The following is a 21,090-nucleotide window of genomic DNA, read 5'->3' as shown; positions in this document are numbered from 1 at the left end:
TGCGCGCTGCGCAGCACGGCTGAGTTGTCGCTGAGGCACACTGGCGCCTTCGGGGCCGCCCATGGACGGCCCGCGGAGGAACCCGCCATGCCAGGCCAGCCCCCCTTGACCCCTCTGTCCGTCGCCGCCTCGCCCGCGCGCGCCAGCCTGATCGCCAATTCGCACCTGCGTTGCGAGGCGCTGGGGATCGACCCCGTGCGGGGTGCCGACGAGGCCCTGGCCGGCCGCCCCGAACTGGCCCTGGCCCTGCAGCGCAACGAGCGGCTGTGCAGCCACGCCGCACCGGTCATGGAGATGCTGTTCGAACAGATCGTCGACAGCCAGAGCATGGTGCTGCTGACCGACGCGGCAGGCACCGTGCTGCATGCCATCGGCGACAGCGCCTTCCTGAGCCGCGCGGCCCGCGTCACGCTGCAACCCGGCGCGAACTGGTCCGAAGCCGCCCAGGGCACCAATGCGATCGGCACGGCGCTGATCGAGGAGGTCCCCACCTTGATCCATGCGGACGAGCACTATGTCCGCTCCAACCGCTTCCTGACCTGCTCGGCCGCCCCCATCCTGGACCCGCGCGGCAACATCCTGGGCGTGCTGGACGTGTCAGGCGACCAGCGGGGTTACCACCAACACACCATGGCCCTGGTCAAGATGTCCGCCCGGATGATCGAAAACCACTGGCTGGCCGACGATCACCGGCAGGCCCTGCGCCTGCATTTCCACCCCCGGCCCGAATTCATCGGGACACTGGTGGAAGGCATCGTCGCGGTGAGCCCTGACGGGCGCATCCTTGGTGCCAACCGGGGGGCCTTGGAATTGACGGGCCTGTCGGGTGCCGCCCTGCGGGCCCACACGCTGTCCACGCTGATGGGGGTGGAGATCGGCGCCCTGGTCGACCGCTTCCGTCATCCGCTGGGGCAGCCACTGGCCGTGACCTTGCCCGACGGGCGGCGCTTTCACCTGCAGCCCCGCTTCAACTGGCCGGTGTGGACCGCCAGTTCCCTGGCGAGTGCCGCCACGGAACGCAGCGCTGATGCGACGTCCTCTGCCTTGCCCACTCCCCTGGACCGGGCCGATCTGGACAGCCCTGTCGCCGATCTGCCATCGCGCCCGGCACCACGGACCGCACCCTCCCAGGCGCCCGGCCTGCAGGCACTGCACAGCGGCGACCCGCAGATCGCCACCGTGGTGGACAAGATCCGCCGGGTAATGGACCGGGACATCCCGATCCTGCTGCTGGGCGAGACCGGGACCGGCAAGGAGGTCTTCGCCCGCGCCATTCACCAGGATTCGCGCCGCGCCCGGCAGCCCTTCGTTGCCGTGAACTGCGCCTCGATCCCGGAAACACTGATCGAAGCAGAACTGTTCGGCTACGAGGAAGGCGCCTTCACCGGGGCCCGCCGCCGCGGCGCGGTCGGCAAGATCGTGCAGGCCCATGGCGGCACCCTGTTCCTGGACGAGATTGGCGACATGCCCCTGTCGCTGCAGGCCCACCTGCTGCGGGTGCTGCAGGAGCGTCAGGTCATGCCGCTGGGCGGCAGCCGGTCCATCCCGGTGGATGTGAGCGTGGTCTGCGCCACCCACCGCAACCTGCGCGAGATGATCCAGGCCCAGACCTTTCGGGAAGACCTTTACTACCGGCTCAACGGTTTGGCCCTGAAGCTGCCGCCGCTGCGCGAACGCTCAGACCTGCCCACCCTGGTGGAGCGCCTGCTGGGTCAGCTTGCCCCCGAAAACACCCCCCGCCTGTCCGGCCCGGTGCGCCGGCTGTTCCAGCACTGCAGCTGGCCGGGCAATGTTCGCCAGCTGCACAACGTGCTGCGCACCGCCTGTGTCATGGCCGGGCCCGGGCAGGAGGTGCTGCCCGAGCACCTGCCCGATGACTTCGTGGAAGAGGCACGGCAGGCGATGCAGGCGGCCGGTCAGCGGCTGATTGCTGCGGAAGAACCTCAGATCGCCTCGTCCGGCATCACGCCACCCTCTGTGCCGCTGCATGCCCTGGCCCACCAGACGATCCGGCAGGCGGTGGCGCAGTGCGATGGCAACATCAGCCTGGCGGCCCGCCGGCTGGGCGTGAGCCGCAACACGGTTTATCGCGCACTGCGAAACACGAGCGACTGAGACGTCTCAGGGCTGTGCATTGGGGCCGATGTACTGATTGAGGAACCCCAGTGTTTCCTCCAGGAACTTCTGGCTGTCCACCAGGCGAGTCAGCTGGTGGTCGCCCCCCTCCAGCGTGACGAAACGGTGGAACTTACCGGCCGACTTCAACGCCTTGTCCATGGTCTCAGACTGGTCGTAGGGCACCTGGGCATCGGCCGTGCCGTGGATGAGCAGAACCGGTATCCGAATCTCAGCAGCATGGTTGGCGGGGGAGGTCTTCTTCAGACTGTCCCGGTCATTCCAATAGTTGCCCAATTGCTTGTCGGCGACCTTGTCGCCCTTCCAACCGGACCATTCGCGCGACATGTCCAACAGATCGCTCACCCCCGCCAAACTGACTGCGCAGCGATAGAGGTCGGGCGTTTTGACGGCGCCCATCAGCGCGGCATAGCCACCGTAGCTGGCACCCACGATGCACAAGCGCTTGGCGTCGGCTACATGGTTGTCCACGGCCCACTTCACACCATCGGTCAGGTCGTCCTGCATCTCCATGCCCCAGCGCTTCAGACCGGCGTCCCGGAAGGTCCGCCCCTGGTTGTCCGATCCGCGGAAATTCACCTGCAGCACGGCATAGCCGCGCGAAGCCAGCAGCTCCGTCCAGGGGTCAAAGTCGATGTCGTCCGAAGAGATCGGGCCGCCATGGGGCATCAGCACCATGGGCCAGCCATGCTCAGGCGTGTCCCCCTTAGGTACGGTCAGATAACCGCGAATCTCCAGTCCATCCCGAGCCTTGAACTTGATCTTGCGCTTACCCACGAGTTGATTCGTATCCAGGCCCGGGTACCGCTGACCGATGACCTTCAGGGTGCCTGCCGCACGGTCACCTGCCAGCAACTGCCCCGGAATGCCATTGCCTGTGGACTCCACCAGGTAGCGATTGCGATCTTTGCTGAATCCATAGATCCAGTTGAAACGCCCGGGGAGCACCTTGTCGACCCCTCGGGCCAGTTCCTTCAGCGACTCGTCAATGAAGGACCGCTGTGAATCCCCCTCTCGAACGCCACCGAATCCAATCAATTCACCATTCGCCAGAATGCGCACGTTCTCGACGTCCTCCTCTTCGCGCGCGGCAACCAAATCCATGGTGGGCTGGCCTTGTGGATCCAGTTTGTCGAGATGCGCCAGGTAGAGCGCCTGCCGATCGTCCTTCAGCTTGGTCACATACAGGGACTGAGGGTCCTTGCCGAAGGTGATGGGACCCACATCATCACGGCTGAAATGCTCGAAGGACCACAGCTTCTGCCAGCTGTCGTTTTCCGACTTCCTGCCCAGGATGGTGACCTCTCCCTTCTCACGATCGTCACGCACACCGATGCGCACCTTGTGCTCGTGATCTGTGATCCAGGCCCAGACGTTCTCACGCGGACCAAGCACCTGTTTGCGCTGCCCCGTGTTGACATCGACCATATAGACACTCGGGGCGAAGACGACCGGATCGTCTCTGATGGCCATCAGGACGTGGTCCTCGTCCTCGGGCAGCCAGTCAATCACCACGTCCTGGAACTGGGCCAGCCACTTGACGTCCCGGTTACGCGGCGGCGGGACCAGGGTCACGATGTTTTCGCCCTTCAGGTCCATCGCCAGTGCCCGGGTCTCCGTGGCAGTGGCCCCCCGGGTGATCGAAGGGAAGCGCAGGCTCACCACCACACGCTTGTTGCTGGCCCAGTGCACCCAGTTGATGACGTATTTGTTGTTGTCTGTGCGGAGGAGGGACTGCAGGTCTGAGCCATCCCAGGCTCCGACCACGACCACCGAGTCGCCGCCGACGTTCATCACACCCAGCAGCTTCTGACCGTCCGGCGAAAGCGCAAGCCTTGCCAGTTGGGGACGGGCTGCGAACACTGAAACGGGGGGCGGCTCCGCACCAGCTGCCGACGGCGCCATTGCGACGATGCTCCAGGCGGCCAAGCAGGGCAACAGGCTGCGCGCTGCGCCCGCAACCAGACCGCGCCACCTTGAAACGACTACATCATCCGTCGCGCATGCATGCACATCCCGATCCAGGTACTTCAACAACATCGCACGGCCCTCCCTGAGCCTGTCACGCCTTGCGGCAAGTGACGGATGTTACGAAGCCAGGAGGATCAGGACAGCCCCTCGAATGGCAGGACATCCACCCAGTCGTCGATGCCGACATCACCCTGTTGTGGCTGGAGCACAGCCAGGCCATGGGCCCCGACCACCGCACTCAAGGCGGCAGAACCCTGCCCACCCCAGACTTGGGCCTGAGCGTGACCATCGGAACCGAGGGACAGACGCACGCGTGGAAACTCGGCACGGCCCGGACGCTTGCGGATGGGTTCGGCGCAGCGGGCGGCCAACATCGGAGCGACTTCACCGTCTGCCCCAGACAGCGCCAGCAATGCCCCCCTCGCCAGCACCTGGAAGCTGACCAGAGCTGCGACCGGATTGCCCGGCAGGGCGAAGAGCCAGCAGGGCGCGCGATCAGGGCGCTCCAGCCGCCCAAAGGCAAAGGGACGGCCCGGCCGCATAGCCACCGACCAGAAATCCACCTGCCCGTGGCGGGCCAGCAGGGCGCGGGTGTGGTCGGCATCACCCACGCTCACGCCGCCGCTGGTGAGCACCGCGTCGGCCTGGTCGATAGCCTGCCGTAGTACCACGTCCAAGGCCTGGGGGTCGTCCGGCACACGGCCCAGGTCCATAACTTCGCAGCCCAGCTGCGTGAGGGCCGCCGCCAGGGTGAATCGGTTGCTGTCGTAAAGACACCCCGGCGCCAGGAGTTCCCCCGGAGACCGCAATTCGTCCCCGCTGGAAAACAACGCCACGACCAGACGCCGACGCACGCGCAGCTGGGTCAACCCCAGCGATGCCGCCAACCCCAGGTCCGCAGGCCGCAGACGACGGCCCGCCGGGAGCGCGGCGGTCCCCGCAGCCAGGTCCTCGCCGCGACGGCGACGGTTATCGCCCACCTGCACGGCCCCGGGTGCGATGAGCACCACGTCGTCCTGATGCTCGCAACGCTCGAACGGCACCACGGTGTCGGTCCCGACCGGCATCACGGCCCCGGTCATGATGCGAACGCAATCACCGGGCGTCACCACGCCAGCGAAGGGATGCCCGGCCAACGCCCGACCCACGACCCGCAGCCGCGTGGCCTGCCCGGACACCAGGGCCTGGCCCGCCAGGGCAAAGCCGTCCATGGCCGAGTTGTCGTGGGGAGGCACGTCCTGGGGGGCCAGCACGTCCTCAGCCAGGATCCGCCCCAAGGCCGCCATCAGGTCGACAACCTCGCTCTCCTGCGGCGCCTGCCCCGCCACGGCGTCGGCGATGCGCCGCTGTGCATCGACAACGGACAGGGACTCCGCAGTGGCGGAGACAGCAGAAGTGAAGGTCGACATGCTCAAAGCACCCCAAGTGGCAGCAGACGCCACATTGTGCCGACCCGTTCAGCCGTGCACGGTCTCCTGGAGATGGGCGATCCCGACCCAGGTCTGTGGCAAAGGGTCATATTTGCGGATGCGACGACCAGAATGGCGGGGCAACAATTCGCTACGCTGTCGCATCACACCGCAAGGGGACTCTGTGGGAGAACACCTGTCGAACGCCAGAAGCTTCATCGGCAACCTGCCTGGAGTTCGCCATTGGCGCCATGAGCGCTTCAGGAGCCGGTTCGAGAGCGGACAGGCCGTGGGCACCTGCCGCGGTGTGTTTGACAGCTACGAGGCCGCCGCCGCCGCCGCCCCGGCCTCGCGCCCTCTGGGCTACGACCACGGCGAAGCCGCCGAGATGTACCGCGACCGAATCGGTCAGATCTACCCCAGCGACTACCCGATGATGTTCTGGCTCCAGCGTGCCCTGGCCCAAGGTGCGCGCCGGGTGTTCGATCTGGGCGGGCACATCGGGCTGTCCTACTACAGCTATGCCTCCCGCATGGAGCTGCCGCAGGATCTCTCCTGGCAGGTCTGCGATGTGCCGGCCGTCGTCGACAACGGTCGGCAGGAGGCCAAGGCGCGGGACCACACCCGCCGCCTGCACTTCACTGCCGACTTCTCAGAGGCCACCGGGGCCGACGTGCTGTTCACCGCCGGTTGCCTTCAGTACCTGCAGGAAACCCTGGCCCAGCGGGTGTCATCGCTTCCCCGCAAACCCGAGTGGCTGTTGGTGAACCTGCTGCCACTGCACCCTGCCCGAGGCTACTGGACCGTCCAGAGCATCGGCACGGCCTACTGCCCCTACCGAATCCAGCACGACGACGGCTTCTTCCAGGACCTCCGTCGGCTGGGATACCGGCAGCTGGACCGCTGGGAGAACCTCGAGAAGAGTTGCTGGGTCGCCTTCGACGACGAACACAGTCTGGACCGCTACCACGGGGCGGCCTTCCGCCTGGACCCCACGTCGGTCGACGGATGCTGAACGCACCGGCACTGGTATCGTGGCGGCCCGCCTGCCGCCTGCCCTGCCGTGTCCTCTGCGCCGCCCACCCGACGACTCCGCCCGCATTGCCCGCGCTGTGACCGGCCCCAGCCAGCCTGCGTGTGCCACTGGACCTGTCCGACCGACAACCAGGTGCCGGTGCTGATCCTGCAGCACCCGCAGGAGCAGCATCACGTCAAGAACAGTGCGGGTTTGCTGGCCCGCGGCTTGGCACACTGCCATCGCGAGGTGGGGGAGGTCTTCGATCCGGCACAGTTGAGCGACTGGATCGGCCCGGCGCAGGATGCCGCACTGCTTTATCCCAGCACACGGCTGGGCCCTGAGACAAGCGCCCAGGCGGCTCAGGTCCGCAAGCTGGTGATCATCGACGCCACCTGGCGCAAGAGCCTGCGGATGCTGGCCTGCAACCCGCTTCTGCAGGCCTTGCCGCGCCTGGCCCTGCAGAGCACACCGACCTCTCGCTACTTCATCCGCCAGGCTCGGCAGGCCCACCAGTTGTCCACATTGGAAGCCTGTTGCCAGGCCTTGGCCGAACTGGAAGGCGAGCCCGGGCGTTACCAGCCGCTGCTGGCCGCCTTCGATGGTTTTGTCAGCGAACAGGCCCGCTGGATGGCGGGCCTGCCGCCGAACGCCCCCCCGGTCAGTTGACGGCCTGGCCCGCCACAGCCTGCTGGGCCAGACGGCGGTCCAGCAGACGGCGCATGTTGGACATCGAGATCTGGTGTGCGTGCAGCAAGGCCAGCAGGCCGCTGCGGCTCAGCTCCAGCATCTCGGCGTCGCTCAGTTGGGCCAGGCGCTCCTCGTCCAGCGCCAGGAAGCCGTCCACCGCGAAGGGGCTGCCATCGGGCAGCGTGGCATCAAAGCGCTTGGGCTGCAGCAGCTTCAGCTCCATCAGGCGCTGGCCGGCGCGGCGGGTGCGCTCAATCTCGATCTCGACGTTCTCGATGAACTGGCGCAGTTCCTTGAGCATCTCGGTGGGCTCGCCCTGGTCGTCGAAGAAGGGTTGGCCTTCGGTCTCGGACAGGCCGTCATAGGATTCATCGAACACCACCACGAAGCGGTCGGCGTCCAGGCGGGCCATCGTGAACGGGTAGGCGCGCAACATGGCCGGCACGTAGTAGGCATCCCAGCGACCGTCGGGCTGCAGGAACAGGTTCTCACCCTGGGTGACGCCGAAGACGGCCACCGGGGCCACCTGCGTCTTGCCCTGATCATCCTGCCCCGCATTCAGGAACAGGATCGGGTATTCCTTGCAGGCATCGCCGAACTCGGCGCCGGTCAGGAACAGGGCGTTCAGGCCGGCGGCCGCACGCAGATTGCTCAGCTCGCGGCGCAGCTTCAGGTTCTTGTGCTTCTCGCGGTCCAGGCCGACGGGCTTCTTGTGCAGGTCAGGGGTGATCAATCGGGTTCTCCGTGTTCAGCAAAGGGCTGGCAAGCACCTTGTCCACGCGCTTGCCATCGAGGTCCACCACCTCGAAGCGCCAGCCGCCCCACTCCACCGCATCGGCGGTCAGGGGCAGCCGGCCCAGCAGCAGCATGATCATGCCCGCCAGGGTGTTATAGCGCCCGCGGTCTTCCTCGGGCAATTCCTTCAGTTGCAGCCGGTCCTTGAGCTCATGGACCGGGATCAGGCCATCCACCAGCCAGCTGCCGTCCTCGCGCTCGACCATCCAGGCATCGTCGTCCGTGGGCACACCAAACTCACCGGTGATGGCCTCCAGCACATCGCGCACGGTGATCACACCCTGCACTGCACCGTACTCGTCCACCACGAACACCAGTTCGGCACGGGTGCGCCGAAAGTGCTCCAGCAGCTCCATGCCGGACAGGGTCTCGGGCACGAACACCGGCGGCTGGATGTAGTCGTCCAGAGAATCGATGTGGCCCCGTGACATGGGCGCCAGCAGGTCGTGCGCGGCCACCACGCCCACCACGTCGTCCAGGCTGCCCCGGCACACCGGGTAGCGGGAATGCTGTTCATCCGCCACGGTGTGCAGCACCTGCTCGATCGAGGCATTCAGATCCAGCCAGCGGATCTCCGCACGGGGAATCATCATCGAGCCCACCTGGCGGTCGTCCAGGCGGAACACATTGCGCACCATCTGGTGCTCCTGGGCCTCGATCACGCCCGCGTCCAGCCCCTCTTCCAGGCTGGCGGCGATTTCTTCTTCCGTCACGCTGCGGGTCAGGTCGTTGCGGATGCCCAAAAGGCGCAGCACGGCCTCGGTGCAGGCGGCCAGCACGGCCACCAGCGGGCTGGCCACCATGGACAGCCATTTCATCGGCCCGGCCACCATCCCGGCCACCGTTTCCGGGTACATCTGGCCCAGCCGCTTGGGCACCAGTTCGCCGAAGATGATGCTGAGGATGGTGATCATGATCACCACCAGCGCGGTCGCCGTGATGTCCGCCGTGCGGCCCACCAGCGGCGTGACCGATTGCAGCCACTGCGACAAGCCCGCCGAGAAAGCCGATTCACCCACGATGCCGTTGAGGACGCTGATCGAGGTGATGCCGATCTGCACCGTCGAGAGGAAGTGGGTCGGATGGTCCTGCAGTTCCATGGCCGTGGCCGCGCCCCGCTCCCCCGCTTCCACCATGACCTGCAGCCGCGCCTTGCGGCTGGCGGCCAAGGCCATCTCGGACATGGCGAACAGGCCGTTGAGGAGGATCAGGAAGGCAAGTAACGCAAAGTCCATGGGAGGCGGCGGAGCAAGTTCCACGCCGCGGAGCTGAAAGCAATGGGGCAGGAGCGTAGCAGAATCGTGTGATGCACTACCTCATCGGCGACCTCCAAGGCTGCTGCGACGCCTTCGAACGGCTGCTGGCCGAACTGGACTTTTCCCCCTCGCGCGACCACATCCACCTGCTGGGCGATCTGGTCAACCGCGGCCCCGATTCGCTGGGCGTGCTGCGCTGCCTGCGCGACCTGGAGGGCAGCGCCACCTGCCTGCTGGGCAACCACGACCTGCACCTGCTGGCGGTGGCCGCTGGCGTCAAGCGCCCCAACCGCAAGGACACGCTGGACGCCATCCTGGCGGACGAAGACCGCGAAGGCTGGCTGGCCTGGCTGCGCCAGCGCAAGCTGGCCGACCTGGACCAGGGCTGGCTAATGGTGCATGCCGGCGTGCTGCCCCAGTGGGACACCGCCAAGACCCTGGCCCTGGCCGCCGAGGTGGAAGACCTGCTGCGAGGCCCCGAGCTGCCGGCCTTCCTGCAGCAGATGTACGGCAACCACCCGGCCCGCTGGCAGGACGATCTGCAGGGCCTGGACCGCCTGCGCGCCATCGTCAACGTGCTCACTCGCATCCGCTTCTGCGCCGCCGACGGCACCCTGGACCTGGAAACCAAGGACAGCGCCGAGGCCGCGCCACCCGGCATGCGCCCCTGGTTCGAGCACCCGCACCGGGCCACCGCCGCCCAACCCATCGCCTTTGGCCACTGGTCCACCCTGGGCCTGATCAACCGCCCCACCCTGCTGGCCATCGACACCGGCTGCATCTGGGGCGGCGCCCTCACCGCCGTGCGGGTGGACGGTGGCCGGCGCGACGTCGTTCAGGTGCAATGCGCCCAAGCCCAGGCGCCCGGCAAGGGCTGATGTACCGCCACGGACCTCGCCTCTGCAGAGACCCTGCTGTCCGCGGTCAACCGTCAGATCAGTAAAATCCCTGTAACGCAGAAGTTACCCTTGCTGCTTTTCCAGGCCCGGTTCACCGGTTCATGCCCCCGGCCTGGCACCGCCGAATGGCGGAATGCCCCCCACACCGACATTCCGCCCCGTCTGGCGGACGGCCCTGACACCCCGAGGCCGACCACGCCCCTGATGCTGCCCGCAGGCGCCGCACGCCCCTGCGCTGCCGCGCATTGCTTGAAAGGTTTCCATGTCTGCCCCTGCTGCCGCTGTTCAGCCGCGCAACTCCGCCCGCCAGGTCGCCATCGCCTCCCTGGTCGGCACCGCCATCGAGTTCTACGATTACTACATCTACGCCGCGGCCGCGGTGCTGGTGTTCAACACCCAGTTCTTCCCCAAGGGCGACGCCTCCATTGCCACGCTGCTGTCGCTGTCCACGCTGGCCCTGGCCTTCGTGGCCCGGCCAGTGGGCTCGGCCCTGTTCGGCCACTTTGGCGATCGCATCGGCCGCAAGCGCACCTTGGTCGCCTCGCTGCTGACCATGGGGCTGTCCACCGTGGCCATCGGCCTGCTGCCGTCTTATGAACAAATCGGCGTCTGGGCCCCCATCCTGCTGTGCGTGTTCCGCATCGGCCAGGGCATCGGCCTGGGCGGCGAGTGGGGTGGTGCCGCACTGGTGGCCACCGAGAACGCGCCAGCAGGCCGCCGCGGCTGGTTCGGCACCTTCCCGCAACTGGGCGCGCCCATCGGTCTGTTCCTGGCCAATGGCGGCTTCTTCCTGGTCAGCTATTTCCTGGGCCCTGAGGCCATGGTGGCCTGGGGCTGGCGCATTCCCTTCCTGCTGTCCTTCGTGATGGTGGCGGTGGGCCTGTACGTGCGCCTGAACCTGCAGGAAAGCCATGTCTTCGAGCAAGCCGAGAAGGCCGGCCGCAAGCTGCACGCGCCGGTCGCCGCCGTGCTGCGCCAGCATGGCCGCGCCATCCTGCTGGGCACGCTGATCATGACCACCACCTACGTGCTGTTCTACCTGATGACCGCCTTCGTGCAGGTGTACTCCAAGAGCCCGGTGGGCACCTCGCCGGCGGGTCACCCCACCGGCCTGGGCATCCCGGCCAACATCTTCACGGGCATCCTGCTCATTGGCGCCATCGTTTTCGGCATCTTCACCAGCCTGTCGGGCGTGCTGGCCGACGCCATGGGCCGACGCCTGTGGCTCATCCTGGTCACACTGGGCATCATGGCCTTCGGTCTGGCCATGCCGGCGCTGCTGACCAACGGCACCCCGATGACGGTGCTGGTGTTCATCATCATCGGCCTGGCGCTGATGGGCTGCACCTTCGGCCCGATGGCTGCCCTGCTGCCCGAGATGTTCCCGACCGAGGTGCGCTACTCCGGGGCCTCGCTGGCCTACAACTTCGCCTCCATCGTCGGTGCCTCCATCCCCACCCTGGTCGCCCTGGACCTGAACAAGAACTTCGGCCTGTGGGGCGTGGGCCTGTACCTGGCCGCCAACGGCCTGCTGACCCTGGGGGCCTTGCTGGCCACCCGCGAGACGCGGCTGCTGGACCTCACACTGGTCAAGGCCTGACCCGACCGCTCAGCGGGCTGCCCTGGGAAGGGCCGCCCGCTTTTCCTGCGCCATAATCGGCGCCTTCGTCAGGAAGCGTGGCCGAGCGGTTTAAGGCACTGGTCTTGAAAACCAGCGATGGGGGAACCCATCCGTGAGTTCGAATCTCACCGCTTCCGCCAAGACCTGCGCCCCCGTCGCATCAGGCCGGATCCCACGCAGGCGCAATCCCCTCCGGGTCCGCCTGCCGCTCATGGCGGTCCAGCCTGGCGATGGCGGCCATCTCGGCCTCGTCCAGGTGCAGCGCCCGGGCTTTCAGGTTGCTGGTCAGGTGCTCGCGCTTCGTCGATGACGGGATCACTGCATGGCCCAGCTGCATCGCCCAGGCCAGTGCCACCTGTGCCACCGTGGCGCCATGCCGCTGCGCAATGCCCTGCAGCACCGGGTCGCCCAGCACCTTGCCATAGGCCAGGGTCATGTAGGACGTCAGGTGCAGCCCGTGCTCGCGGGCAAAGGCGGCCACCCGGCGGTTCTGCAGGTAGGGGCTGAGCTCCACCTGGTTCGTGGCCAGCACGCCGGGGCCAATCCTGTCCAGCGCCTCGCGCATCAGCGCCACGGTGAAGTTGGACAGGCCGATCTGTCGCACCAGCCCGCGTTCACGGGCCTCCAGCAGGCCGTCCAGGGTGGCGCTCAGCGGCACCTGCCCACCTGGGGAAGGCCAATGGATCAGGGCCAGGTCGACGTGGTCCGTGCGCAGGCGCCGCAGGCTCGCCTCCAGGCCTGGCACCACGGCGTCGCGCGCCAGTGAATCGATCCACACCTTGGTGGTCAGGAACAGCTCACCGCGCGGCACGCCGGCTTCGGCGATGGCCTGCCCCACCTCGGTCTCGTTGCCGTAGATCTGCGCGGAGTCGATCGCGCGATAGCCTAGTTCCAGCGCCGTGCGCACGCTGTCGATGACAGTCTGGCCCTGCAGGCGGAAGGTGCCCAGGCCGAAGGCGGGAATGCCCATGATGGAGTCCTTGAAGTGAATGCTGCGAGAGTGGAAGGCCAGGGAGGGCTGCGGCTCAGCGCGGCGCCACGGCCCCGACGCAGGACCGGGCCACCACGGAACCACGCCGATCCAGCCGCCCGCTCCAGGCCGTCAGGCCCACAGCGCCCAGCACCACTCCCGCGCCGATCCAGGGCGTGTGCATCAGCCCCCAGCCGGCCACGATGTGACCACCCAGCCAGGCGCCGCCGGCAATGCCCAGGTTGAAGGCGGCGATGTTCAGGCCCGAGGCCACGTCCACCGCCTGCGGTGCAAAGCGCTGGGCCTGTTGCACCACATAGACCTGCAGGCCCGGCACGTTGCCGAAGGCCACCGCGCCCCAGGCCAACACGGTCAGCAGCACCGCCACGGGGTGGGGTGCAGTGAACTGCAGCACGAGCAGCACCAGCGCCAGCAGGCCGAAGATGAGCACCAGCGCCGCCACCGGCCCGCGCCGGTCGGCCAGCCGGCCGCCCCACAGATTGCCCGCCGCCACCGAGACGCCATAGACCAGCATCACCGCGCTGACCGCGTTGGCCGAGTAGCCGCTGACCTGCTGCAGGATGGGCGCCAGAAAGGTGAAGGCGACGAAGGAGCCGCCGTAACCCACCGCTGTCATCGCATAGACCAGCAGCAGGCGCGGCTGGCCCAGCACCGCCAACTGCTGGCGCAGCGTGGCCGGCGCACTGTGGTGCACGTCGCGCGGCACGAACAGCAGACTGCCGACGAAGGCCAGCACACCCAGCGCCGACACGGCCAGGAAGGTCTCGCGCCAGCCGAAGTGCTGGCCGATGAAGGTGCCCAGCGGCACGCCTGTCACCAGGGCCACGGTCAGGCCGGTGAACATGATGGCGATCGCGCTGGCGGCCTTGTCCTTGGGCACCACGCTGGTGGCGATGATGGAGCCGATGGAGAAGAACACCCCATGGGCCAGGCCGGTGAGCACCCGCGCCAGCACCAGGGTGCCGTAGCCCGGCGCCTGCCAGGCCGCCAGGTTGCCCAGCGTGAACAGGGCCATCAGGCCCAGCAGCAGGGCCTTGCGCGGCACGCGGCCGGTGAGCGCGGTGAGCACCGGCGCGCCCACGGCCACGCCCAGGGCGTAGAGGCTGACCAGCAGACCGGCCGAGGGCAGGCTGACCTGCAGATCGGCGGCGATGGTGGGGATCAGCCCCACGATGACGAACTCGGTGGTTCCGATGGCGAAGGCGCTGAGCGTCAGCGCCAGCAAGGCAATGGGCATGGCGGCATCCTGTGGAAGGAAATGGAATGCGCGCAGTCTGCCCACGGGATACTTGCGGAAAAACCCGTGTGACGACGAAACTCTCTTGCGGCGGAATCAAGAATGAAGACCACCCTCGACGAACTCCAGGCCTTTGCCGCGGTGGTGGATGGCGGCTCCATCACCGCCGCGGCCGAGCGGCTGGGGCAGACCGTTTCCGGCATCAGCCGCAGCCTGGGCCGGCTGGAACAGAAGCTCGCCACCACCCTGCTGCGCCGGACCACCCGCCGCCTGGAACTGACCGAGGAAGGCGAGGTCTTCCTGGCCCAGGCGCGGCAGATCCTGGCCGCCGTGGATGACGCCGAGGAGCAGATGGCTGCCCGGCGCGAGCAGCCGGCCGGCCGGCTGCGGGTGGATGCGGCCACGCCCTTCATGCTGCACGTGATCGTGCCGCTGGTGGACAGCTACCGTGCCGCGCACCCGCAGGTCACGCTGGAGCTGCACAGCAACGAGGGCATCACCGACCTGATCGAGCACCGCACCGATGTGGCTTTTCGCATCGGCACGCTGCGCGATTCCACCTTGCACGCCCGGCCCCTCGGCAGCAGCCGCATCCGGGTGCTGGCCAGCCCGGACTACCTGGCCCGCTGCGGCACGCCCCGCCGGCTGCAGGACCTGGCCGGCCACACCCTGCTGGGCTTCACCCAGCCTGAGGGCCTGAACGACTGGCCGCTGCGCACGCCCGAGGGCACGCCGCTGCGCATCACACCGGCCATCGCCTCATCCAGCGGTGAGACGCTGCGCCAGTTGGCCCTGGCGGGCGCGGGCATCGTCTGCCTGTCGGACTTCATGACCCTGGAGGACCGCCGCAGCGGCCGGCTGGTGCCGCTGTTCGTGCGGCAAAGCCTGGACATCCGCCAGGCCATCCATGCGGTCTATTACCGCAACACCGCGCTGTCCTCACGCATCGCCAGCTTCCTGGACCATGCGGTCCAGCACCTGGGGCCGCGGGCTTTCGAGCGCTGAGCGGGGCACTTCCGCCCGGCGCGCGGCCTGGGTCCAGCGCAGCAGCACCGCACACAGCTCCTCCGGCTCGAAGGGCTTGGCCACGAAGTCGTTCATGCCCGCATCCAGGCAGCGCCGGCGGTCCTCGGCCATCACGCTGGCGCTCATGGCGATGATGGGAAGCCGGGCCACACCGTGCAGGCGCCGCAGCGCCCGTGTGGCCTGCACGCCATCCAGGCCGGGCATCTGCAGGTCCATCAACACCACGTCGTAGTGCCCTTGCGCGCCCAGGTTCACGGCCTGGTGGCCGTCTTCGGCCACATCCACCCGCGCGCCCATCGCGCGCAGCAGCTCCGCCGCCACCAGCTGGTTGACGGGATGGTCCTCGGCCAGCAGCACCCGCACGCCATCCAGCCGCGGTGCGGGCGGCGCGGGGGGATGCGCCAGCCCGCCATCCTCGGGCACCAGGGCCACCGGCATCCGCACGGTGAACCAGAAGGTCGAGCCCTGCCCGGGCTGGCTCTCCACCCCGATCTCGCCCCCCATCAGCCGCACCAGCTGGCGCGAGATGGCCAAGCCCAGGCCAGTGCCGCCATGCCGGCGGGTGGAGGAATTGTCCAGCTGCTCGAATTCCTGGAACAGGCGGGATTGATCTTCCAGCGCGATGCCCACGCCCGAATCCCGCACGGCAAAGCGCAGCTGCACGCTGTCGGGCTGGCGCTCCAGCACCTGCACCTTCAGCGTCACCTCGCCCTGGTCGGTGAACTTCACCGCGTTGTGGCCCAGGTTGATCAGCACCTGGCCCAGGCGCAAGGGGTCGCCGATCAGCCAGGTTGGCACCGCGGGGTCCAACCGACTGCTCAGCCGCAGCTGCTTGCGCTGTGCCGCCTCGCCGATCAGGGCCTGCACGCGGCTGAGCACCATGTCCAGCGCAAAGGGCTCGGTGGCCAGCGTCATGCGACCGGCATCCGCCTTGCTCAGATCCAGGATGTCGTTGACGATAGCCAACAGATGGGTGCCGGCCTGGTGCAGCTGGCTCACATGGGCACGCTGGCGACCGTCCAGCGCTGTCTGCAGCAGCAGGTGGCTGAGGCCGTGGATGGCGTTGAGCGGGGTTCGGATCTCGTGGCTCATGTTGGCCAGGAAGGCCGCCTTGGCCTGGGCCGCGCTTTCTGCAGCCTGCTTGGCCTGGGCCAGGGCCTCGTTGGTGGCCAGCAGCTCACGGGTGCGTTCCACCACACGGGCCTCCAGGTGCTCATTGCTGCGCTGCAGGGCCTGGGTCAGCGCGGTCACACGCTCGAGCTGGCGATCGAAGCTGGTCGCCGTGGCCGTGCCCATCACCGCGCCCATCAGGCCGATCATGCCGTACAGCACCGCGTAGACCCCGGGCACGGCCGGCTCGGTCTCCACGCCCCGCACCCGCAGCAGCCACACCGCGGCCAGACCCAGCAGCCCCAGGAGCGCCACGGCATAGGCCTGGCGCCGCCCCAGCATCCAGCCGGCCAGGATGGTGGCCAGCGGCAGCAAGGCCCAGGCGGCATTGCGCACCCCCGCCACCTGGAAGGCAGCCATCGGCGTGATCAGCACCAGCGACATTGGGAAAAGCCAGGCCGCCCAGCGCGTCCTGCCCCAGCGCAGCAGCAGCAGCATGCCGCCACCGGCCAGGGCGCCCAGCACGGCACCCAGGCGAGGGCGGTGCAGGAAGTACAGCTGCAGGCCCTCCAACAGCACCGCGGCGGCAATCAGCAGCCAGGCCAGACGGCGAATCAACCCTGCGCCACCGCGCAGGGTCAAAGCATCCATCGGCAAAGGCTCGTTCATGGTCTGTGGCAGGGCAGGGCTGGCGACAGCGGTTGTGCAGGCCACAGTGTCGGTCTCGCAGGGCCCGTGACGCGGAAAAACGCTTGCATTTGGTCGTGATCGTCACTTTTTGACATCAATGGAGCAGATTTACCTGATGGACACGCACAAACAGGCGCCGCCGACAAGGGGGATGACGCAAAAGGCAGGCTTTTCCGACCTTCAGCACCGCGGGGGCCGTCCGATAGTCAGTGAAAACCCTCACTCACCCACGCATCTCCCATGTCCACGATGTTTCGCTCCCTGAGCCTGACCACCAAACTGTCCATCGCCGCCACGGCCCTGTGTGTGCTCTGCGTGGGCATCACCAGCGCGGTGGTGGGCACCCGCGCCGCCAAGACGGCCCGCGAAGAAACGGCCCGCCAAGCCGAACTGGCGGCCCGCGAAACCTCGGCCCAGGTCGGCGGTGAGCTCGGCCGCAGCTTCTCCGCCGTGAAGAACCTGCGCGACAGCCTGGCCGGTCTGAAGGCCGCCAACCTGGCGCCCACCCGCCCGCAGCTGGACGCGATGGCCCGCCAGACGCTGTCCGAGCACAAGGAGTTCATCGGCAGCTACTCGATCTGGGAGCCCAACGCCCTGGACGGACGCGATGCCGAATTCGCCCACAGCGGCGCGCCTTACGACGACACCGGGCGCTACATCGCCTACTGGAACCGCGGCAGCGGGCAGATCGCGGTGGAAGCCCTGCTGGACTACGAGAAGGCTGGTGCCAACGACTGGTACGACATCCCGCGCCGCACCCTGCACGAGGCGCTGATCGAGCCCTACCTCTACCCGGTCGCCGGCAAGGACGTGCTGATGACCACCATGGTCGCCCCCATCCTGGTCGACGGCAAGTTCGCCGGCGCCGCCGGCTCCGACCTGCCGCTGGCCGACCTGAGCCGGCGCGTGGGCGAGATGCAGCCACTGCCGGGCGCCCATGTGGAGCTGCTGAGCCACGGCGGCCTCTACGTGGCCACGCGCCACACCGAGATGCTGGCCAAGCAGGCCACCGACCTGCCGCCGGAGGCCCTGGCCGCCATCGACCAGGGTCGGCCCTACCAGTTCACCGATGCGCAGGGCTGGGAGCATGTGCTCAACCCCGTGACCGTGCTGGCAGGCGTGACGCCCTGGAGCGTGGTCGTGTCCTACCCGCCGGAGGTGGCCACTGCGGCCGCGCGCCAGCTGCTGGGCTGGGTCGTCACCGCCGCCCTGCTGGCCTGCCTGCTGGCCGCCGTGGCCATGACCTGGCTGGTGCGCACCCTCACCGGCCCGCTGCGCCAGCTCAGCCACACCATCCATGGGCTGGCCAGCGGCCATGCCGACCTGCGGGTGCAGCTGCCGGTGCAGGGCCAGGACGAGATCAGCGAGATCAGCGACGGCTTCAACCGCTTCGCCGCCAAGCTGCGCGGTGCCTTCGGCGAGGTGGGCGAGGTCTCGCGCAGCGTGGCCCAGGCCTCCGACGAGATCGCCAGCGGCAACCACGACCTCTCGGTGCGCACCGAGGAACAGGCGGCCCACCTGCAGTCCAGCGCCGCCACCCTGCGCGAGCTGGCCGAGTCGGCCGGTCAGAGCGCCGCCTCCGCCGGCGAGGCGGCCACCCTGGCCCGCGAAGCCGTGGAGCGCGCCCGGCGTGGCCAGCAGGTCATGCAGGACACCCGCACGGCCATGGACCAGATCAACGACGCCAGCCGCCGCATCGCCGAGATCACCAGCCTGATCGACTCGATCGCCTTCCAGACCAACATCCTGGCCCTGAACGCCGCGGTGGAAGCCGCTCGCGCCGGCGAGCAGGGACGCGGCTTTGCCGTCGTGGCCGGCGAGGTGCGCACGCTGGCCCAGCGCAGTGCCGACGCGGCCAAGGAGATCCGTGCGCTGACGGTCGATTCCGAACAGCGGGTGGCCAGCGGCGCCGCGCTGATCCAGACCGCCGAGCAGACCCTGGCCGAGCTGGGCGAGGCGGTGCACACGGTGGACGCCCGCATCGCCGAGATCAGCGTCTCGACGCGCGAGCAGTCCAGCCGCATCGCCGAGGTCACCGGCGCCATCGGCGAGCTGGACCAGAACACCCAGCAGAACGCCGCCGTGGTGGAAGAAGCCGCGGCCGCGGCCGACTCGCTGCGCCAGCAGTCCGAGCGCCTGGTGGGCACCGTCGGCCAGTTCGTGGGCTGAACGCCGCCCGGGCCCGCCGGGCTCAGGCGCCGGCCGGCCCGAACACTGCCGCCAACAGGCGGCGGCCCTCCGGATGCCCGCGCAGCCAATCGGCGTGCACTGGGTCACGCAACACCATGGCCAGCATGCCGCAGCGCTCATCCAGGGCCCGACGCAGCAGCGCCGCCGCCCGGTCGAACTCGCCCAGGCAGGCCAGCGGCGCGGCATACAGCGTGGCCTCGCCCGGCGTGGTGCGGCTGCACAGCAGGCTGGCGTCGATGACATCCAGCGCCGGCTCGCGCTGCTGCAGCCGGGCCAGCACGAAGGACAGCACCGTCCAGACAAAGGGCGGCGTGTCGCGCCCCTCGGTCAACCGCCAGGCCGGCGCGGCCAGGTCGGGCTCGGGCGCCACCATGGCGCGGATGGCCAGCGCAAAGGCCACGATCACCAACTGGCCCGGGTGGTCGGCCAGGGCCGCGTCGGCCTCGGCCAGCCCCGCCTCCCCCTGCCCGGCCTGCACCAGCGCGCGCGAGAGGTGCATGCGCAGCATCAGGTGGTGCGGCGCCAGTGTCAGCGCATGGCGCAGCCGGGCCACGGCCGCCTCGGCCTGGCCGGTGTAGAGCAGATGGCGGGCATGGAGCATCAGCGTGTCCGGGTCGTTGGCACCGCTGCGCAGGGCCTGCGCATGGGCCCGAGCCGCCTCGTCGAAGCGCCAGGCCATGTCCAGCAGTGCGCCGTGAGCCGCGTCCAGCCCGGGGGTGAGAGCATCCCGCGCGGCTGCGGCGTCCAGCACCGACAGGCCGTCCTGCACCACAGCCGGGGTGTCCAGTTGGCCCCAGCCCACCGCGGCGGTCAGGGCTTCGGCCAGGGCGACCGCCGCCGGCGTATAGTCGGGATGCTCGCGCAGCAGCGCACGCAGCAGCGCGATGGCCCGGTCCATCGCCTCCGGCGTGCGTTGCTGCACCAGCTGGCGGGCATGCAGGTAGGTGTCCAGCACGCCGGGCGCGGCCAAGGCCACGGAGGTCCAGCGTGTCGCGCCGCCCTCTGCCACCGGCGCGCCCGGTCCGGCCGCCGGCGGGTGCAGCCGGTAGCCGATGCCATAGACCGACTCCAGCTGCCAGCCCGGACCCGCCAGCGCACGCCGCACCCGGCTGATGCTGCGCGCCAGGCTTTCGTCGGACATGACCGTGCCCCGCCACACCGCCTGGGCGAAATCGTCCTTGGACACCACCGCCGGCTGGCGGCGCAGCAGCAGGGCCAGCACCGCCCGCTCCTTGGGCGGCAGCTTCAGCGGCTGGCCATCCAGCAGGGGAAAGCCGTGCTCGTCCAGGCTCAGCGCGTCGGCAGACATGGGGGACATGGGAATAGGGAACGTGGGGGACGGGGCGAACGATCAGGATTCGATCAAGCTTGCCACAGCTGGCGTTCCTAGCATCCGGGCTTTCAACCCCTTTCAAGCCGATGTCGGCCGGAGTGAAAACATGATGCGTCCCCTCCCCCTGGCCCTGGCGGCCGCCCTCCTCGCCCCCCTGGCGCTGAGCCCGGTGACCGCCCAGGCCACCGAAGCCGGCGCCAACACGAGCACCCGCTATGTCTCGCTGGTGCGCACCGACCAGCCCGGCGGCATGTTCGGCTACTGGGGCTTCGACCTCTACACCGATCAGAAGGTGGGCGCCCGCTTCGAGGTGCCCACCGGCGCCGACGTGCGTCTGGCCCGGGTGGGCCTGTGGCTGATGAACAATTCCGGCAGCTTCCAGGGCCGGGTCACCGTCTCCGTGCAGACCGATGCGCTGGACGAAGGCGGCAGCCAGTCGCTGCCCAGCGGCAGCACGCTCGGCAGTTGGACCGCCAAGGTCGACACCCTGGGCTGGACCCCGGTCAAGCAGTTCTTCACCAGCGCCAGCAAGCCCTGGCTGCAGGCCGGGCACCGCTACTGGGTGGTGGCCGAATCGGCCGCACCAGCGCTGCAGAACCCGGTGTGGGTGACCGCCGCCAGCGGCACCCTGTTCTCCACCACCACGTCCCAGGGCTCCTGGCAGACGGGCGGTGACGGCGCCGCCCCCGGCCTCATCGTGGACGGCATCGCCGGCGAGTGA

General features: G+C 68.6%; 16 protein-coding genes and 1 tRNA gene. 9 read left to right on the top strand and 8 right to left on the bottom strand.

The genetic code is table 11. From position 1 onward, the window contains the following. The first annotated feature begins 87 nt into the window (after window positions 1-87). The gene (locus tag M0L44_RS04170) at window positions 88-2,115 is read left to right on the top strand and encodes a sigma-54-dependent Fis family transcriptional regulator (RefSeq protein ID WP_252768385.1); all 2,028 of its coding nucleotides are present in this window, start codon (window positions 88-90) and stop codon (window positions 2,113-2,115) included. Between the two features lie 6 nt (window positions 2,116-2,121). Here M0L44_RS04170 and M0L44_RS04165 read toward each other — a convergent pair whose 3' ends face one another. Together M0L44_RS04165 and moeA are read right to left on the bottom strand one after the other, a co-directional pair. Next, complete coding sequence (locus M0L44_RS04165; RefSeq protein ID WP_252768384.1) at window positions 2,122-4,176, bottom strand: alpha/beta hydrolase family protein; 2,055 nt, start codon at window positions 4,174-4,176, stop codon at window positions 2,122-2,124. A gap of 65 nt (window positions 4,177-4,241) precedes the next feature. After that, window positions 4,242-5,516 carry a molybdopterin molybdotransferase MoeA gene (gene moeA / locus M0L44_RS04160; RefSeq protein WP_252768382.1) on the bottom strand — a complete coding sequence of 425 codons (1,275 nt, stop codon included), beginning with the start codon at window positions 5,514-5,516 and terminating at the stop codon, window positions 4,242-4,244. Between the two features lie 289 nt (window positions 5,517-5,805). Here moeA and M0L44_RS04155 point away from each other — a divergent pair, with 289 nt between their 5' ends. After that, window positions 5,806-6,531 carry a methyltransferase, TIGR04325 family gene (locus M0L44_RS04155; protein ID WP_252768380.1) on the top strand — a complete coding sequence of 242 codons (726 nt, stop codon included), beginning with the start codon at window positions 5,806-5,808 and terminating at the stop codon, window positions 6,529-6,531. Window positions 6,532-6,579: 48 nt separating this feature from the next. Continuing rightward, window positions 6,580-7,200 carry a tRNA-uridine aminocarboxypropyltransferase gene (locus M0L44_RS04150; protein ID WP_354004093.1) on the top strand — a complete coding sequence of 207 codons (621 nt, stop codon included), beginning with the start codon at window positions 6,580-6,582 and terminating at the stop codon, window positions 7,198-7,200. On the opposite strand, the gene M0L44_RS04145 is transcribed toward M0L44_RS04150, so the two are convergent. Continuing rightward, entirely contained in the window at window positions 7,193-7,954 is a 762-nt protein-coding gene (locus M0L44_RS04145) for a SapC family protein (RefSeq protein ID WP_252768378.1), read from the bottom strand. The genes M0L44_RS04150 and M0L44_RS04145 overlap by 8 nt on opposite strands. Further along, the gene (locus M0L44_RS04140; protein WP_252768376.1) at window positions 7,941-9,251 is read right to left on the bottom strand and encodes a hemolysin family protein; all 1,311 of its coding nucleotides are present in this window, start codon (window positions 9,249-9,251) and stop codon (window positions 7,941-7,943) included. The genes M0L44_RS04145 and M0L44_RS04140 overlap by 14 nt, the downstream gene beginning before the upstream one ends. 71 nt (window positions 9,252-9,322) lie before the next feature. Here M0L44_RS04140 and M0L44_RS04135 point away from each other — a divergent pair, with 71 nt between their 5' ends. The 3 genes from M0L44_RS04135 (at window position 9,323) to M0L44_RS04125 (ending at window position 11,932) form a co-directional block, all read left to right on the top strand. Beyond that, window positions 9,323-10,150: a symmetrical bis(5'-nucleosyl)-tetraphosphatase gene (locus M0L44_RS04135; RefSeq protein WP_252768375.1), complete on the top strand. Its 828-nt coding sequence runs from the start codon at window positions 9,323-9,325 to the stop codon at window positions 10,148-10,150. Window positions 10,151-10,433: 283 nt separating this feature from the next. Continuing rightward, complete coding sequence (locus M0L44_RS04130) at window positions 10,434-11,771, top strand: MFS transporter (RefSeq protein WP_252768374.1); 1,338 nt, start codon at window positions 10,434-10,436, stop codon at window positions 11,769-11,771. 71 nt (window positions 11,772-11,842) lie between these two features. Then, window positions 11,843-11,932: transfer RNA gene (locus tag M0L44_RS04125), tRNA-Ser, on the top strand. A 20-nt stretch (window positions 11,933-11,952) separates the two neighbouring features. On the opposite strand, the gene dkgB is transcribed toward M0L44_RS04125, so the two are convergent. Together dkgB and M0L44_RS04115 are read right to left on the bottom strand one after the other, a co-directional pair. Further along, window positions 11,953-12,762, bottom strand: coding sequence for a 2,5-didehydrogluconate reductase DkgB (gene dkgB / locus M0L44_RS04120; protein ID WP_252768373.1), 810 nt, complete (start codon window positions 12,760-12,762; stop codon window positions 11,953-11,955). Between the two features lie 55 nt (window positions 12,763-12,817). Further along, a complete protein-coding gene (locus tag M0L44_RS04115) occupies window positions 12,818-14,020 on the bottom strand; it encodes an MFS transporter (RefSeq protein WP_252768372.1) in 1,203 nt (400 codons plus the stop codon). Between the two features lie 102 nt (window positions 14,021-14,122). On the opposite strand from M0L44_RS04115, the gene M0L44_RS04110 reads away from it, so the two are divergent. After that, window positions 14,123-15,025, top strand: a complete 903-nt coding sequence (locus tag M0L44_RS04110) for a LysR substrate-binding domain-containing protein (RefSeq protein WP_252768370.1) — start codon at window positions 14,123-14,125, stop codon at window positions 15,023-15,025. On the opposite strand, the gene M0L44_RS04105 is transcribed toward M0L44_RS04110, so the two are convergent. After that, entirely contained in the window at window positions 14,960-16,825 is a 1,866-nt protein-coding gene (locus tag M0L44_RS04105; protein ID WP_252768369.1) for an ATP-binding protein, read from the bottom strand. The genes M0L44_RS04110 and M0L44_RS04105 overlap by 66 nt on opposite strands. Window positions 16,826-17,086: 261 nt before the next feature. On the opposite strand from M0L44_RS04105, the gene M0L44_RS04100 reads away from it, so the two are divergent. Then, complete coding sequence (locus M0L44_RS04100) at window positions 17,087-19,015, top strand: methyl-accepting chemotaxis protein (protein ID WP_252768368.1); 1,929 nt, start codon at window positions 17,087-17,089, stop codon at window positions 19,013-19,015. A gap of 22 nt (window positions 19,016-19,037) precedes the next feature. Here the strand turns inward: M0L44_RS04100 and M0L44_RS04095 are convergent, their stop codons facing one another. Then, window positions 19,038-20,354 carry a winged helix-turn-helix domain-containing protein gene (locus M0L44_RS04095; protein WP_252768366.1) on the bottom strand — a complete coding sequence of 439 codons (1,317 nt, stop codon included), beginning with the start codon at window positions 20,352-20,354 and terminating at the stop codon, window positions 19,038-19,040. Between the two features lie 121 nt (window positions 20,355-20,475). Here M0L44_RS04095 and M0L44_RS04090 point away from each other — a divergent pair, with 121 nt between their 5' ends. Beyond that, the gene (locus M0L44_RS04090; RefSeq protein ID WP_252768365.1) at window positions 20,476-21,090 is read left to right on the top strand and encodes a hypothetical protein; all 615 of its coding nucleotides are present in this window, start codon (window positions 20,476-20,478) and stop codon (window positions 21,088-21,090) included.

The sequence above is a fragment of the Ideonella oryzae genome (genome assembly GCF_024055665.1).
Lineage (GTDB): Bacteria > Pseudomonadota > Gammaproteobacteria > Burkholderiales > Burkholderiaceae_C > Ideonella > Ideonella oryzae.
This window is presented reverse-complemented; position numbering and strand designations above follow the sequence as displayed.

Coding starts and splice junctions, on each gene's coding strand:
- M0L44_RS04165 (WP_252768384.1), bottom strand. CDS start 4,176: ATGTTGTTGAAGTACCTGGATCGGGATGTGCATGCATGCGCGACGGAT.
- M0L44_RS04090 (WP_252768365.1), top strand. CDS start 20,476: ATGATGCGTCCCCTCCCCCTGGCCCTGGCGGCCGCCCTCCTCGCCCCC.
- M0L44_RS04110 (WP_252768370.1), top strand. CDS start 14,123: ATGAAGACCACCCTCGACGAACTCCAGGCCTTTGCCGCGGTGGTGGAT.
- M0L44_RS04135 (WP_252768375.1), top strand. CDS start 9,323: ATGCACTACCTCATCGGCGACCTCCAAGGCTGCTGCGACGCCTTCGAA.
- M0L44_RS04105 (WP_252768369.1), bottom strand. CDS start 16,825: ATGAACGAGCCTTTGCCGATGGATGCTTTGACCCTGCGCGGTGGCGCA.
- M0L44_RS04140 (WP_252768376.1), bottom strand. CDS start 9,251: ATGGACTTTGCGTTACTTGCCTTCCTGATCCTCCTCAACGGCCTGTTC.
- dkgB (WP_252768373.1), bottom strand. CDS start 12,762: ATGGGCATTCCCGCCTTCGGCCTGGGCACCTTCCGCCTGCAGGGCCAG.
- moeA (WP_252768382.1), bottom strand. CDS start 5,516: ATGTCGACCTTCACTTCTGCTGTCTCCGCCACTGCGGAGTCCCTGTCC.
- M0L44_RS04095 (WP_252768366.1), bottom strand. CDS start 20,354: ATGTCCCCCATGTCTGCCGACGCGCTGAGCCTGGACGAGCACGGCTTT.
- M0L44_RS04170 (WP_252768385.1), top strand. CDS start 88: ATGCCAGGCCAGCCCCCCTTGACCCCTCTGTCCGTCGCCGCCTCGCCC.
- M0L44_RS04130 (WP_252768374.1), top strand. CDS start 10,434: ATGTCTGCCCCTGCTGCCGCTGTTCAGCCGCGCAACTCCGCCCGCCAG.
- M0L44_RS04100 (WP_252768368.1), top strand. CDS start 17,087: ATGTCCACGATGTTTCGCTCCCTGAGCCTGACCACCAAACTGTCCATC.
- M0L44_RS04115 (WP_252768372.1), bottom strand. CDS start 14,020: ATGCCCATTGCCTTGCTGGCGCTGACGCTCAGCGCCTTCGCCATCGGA.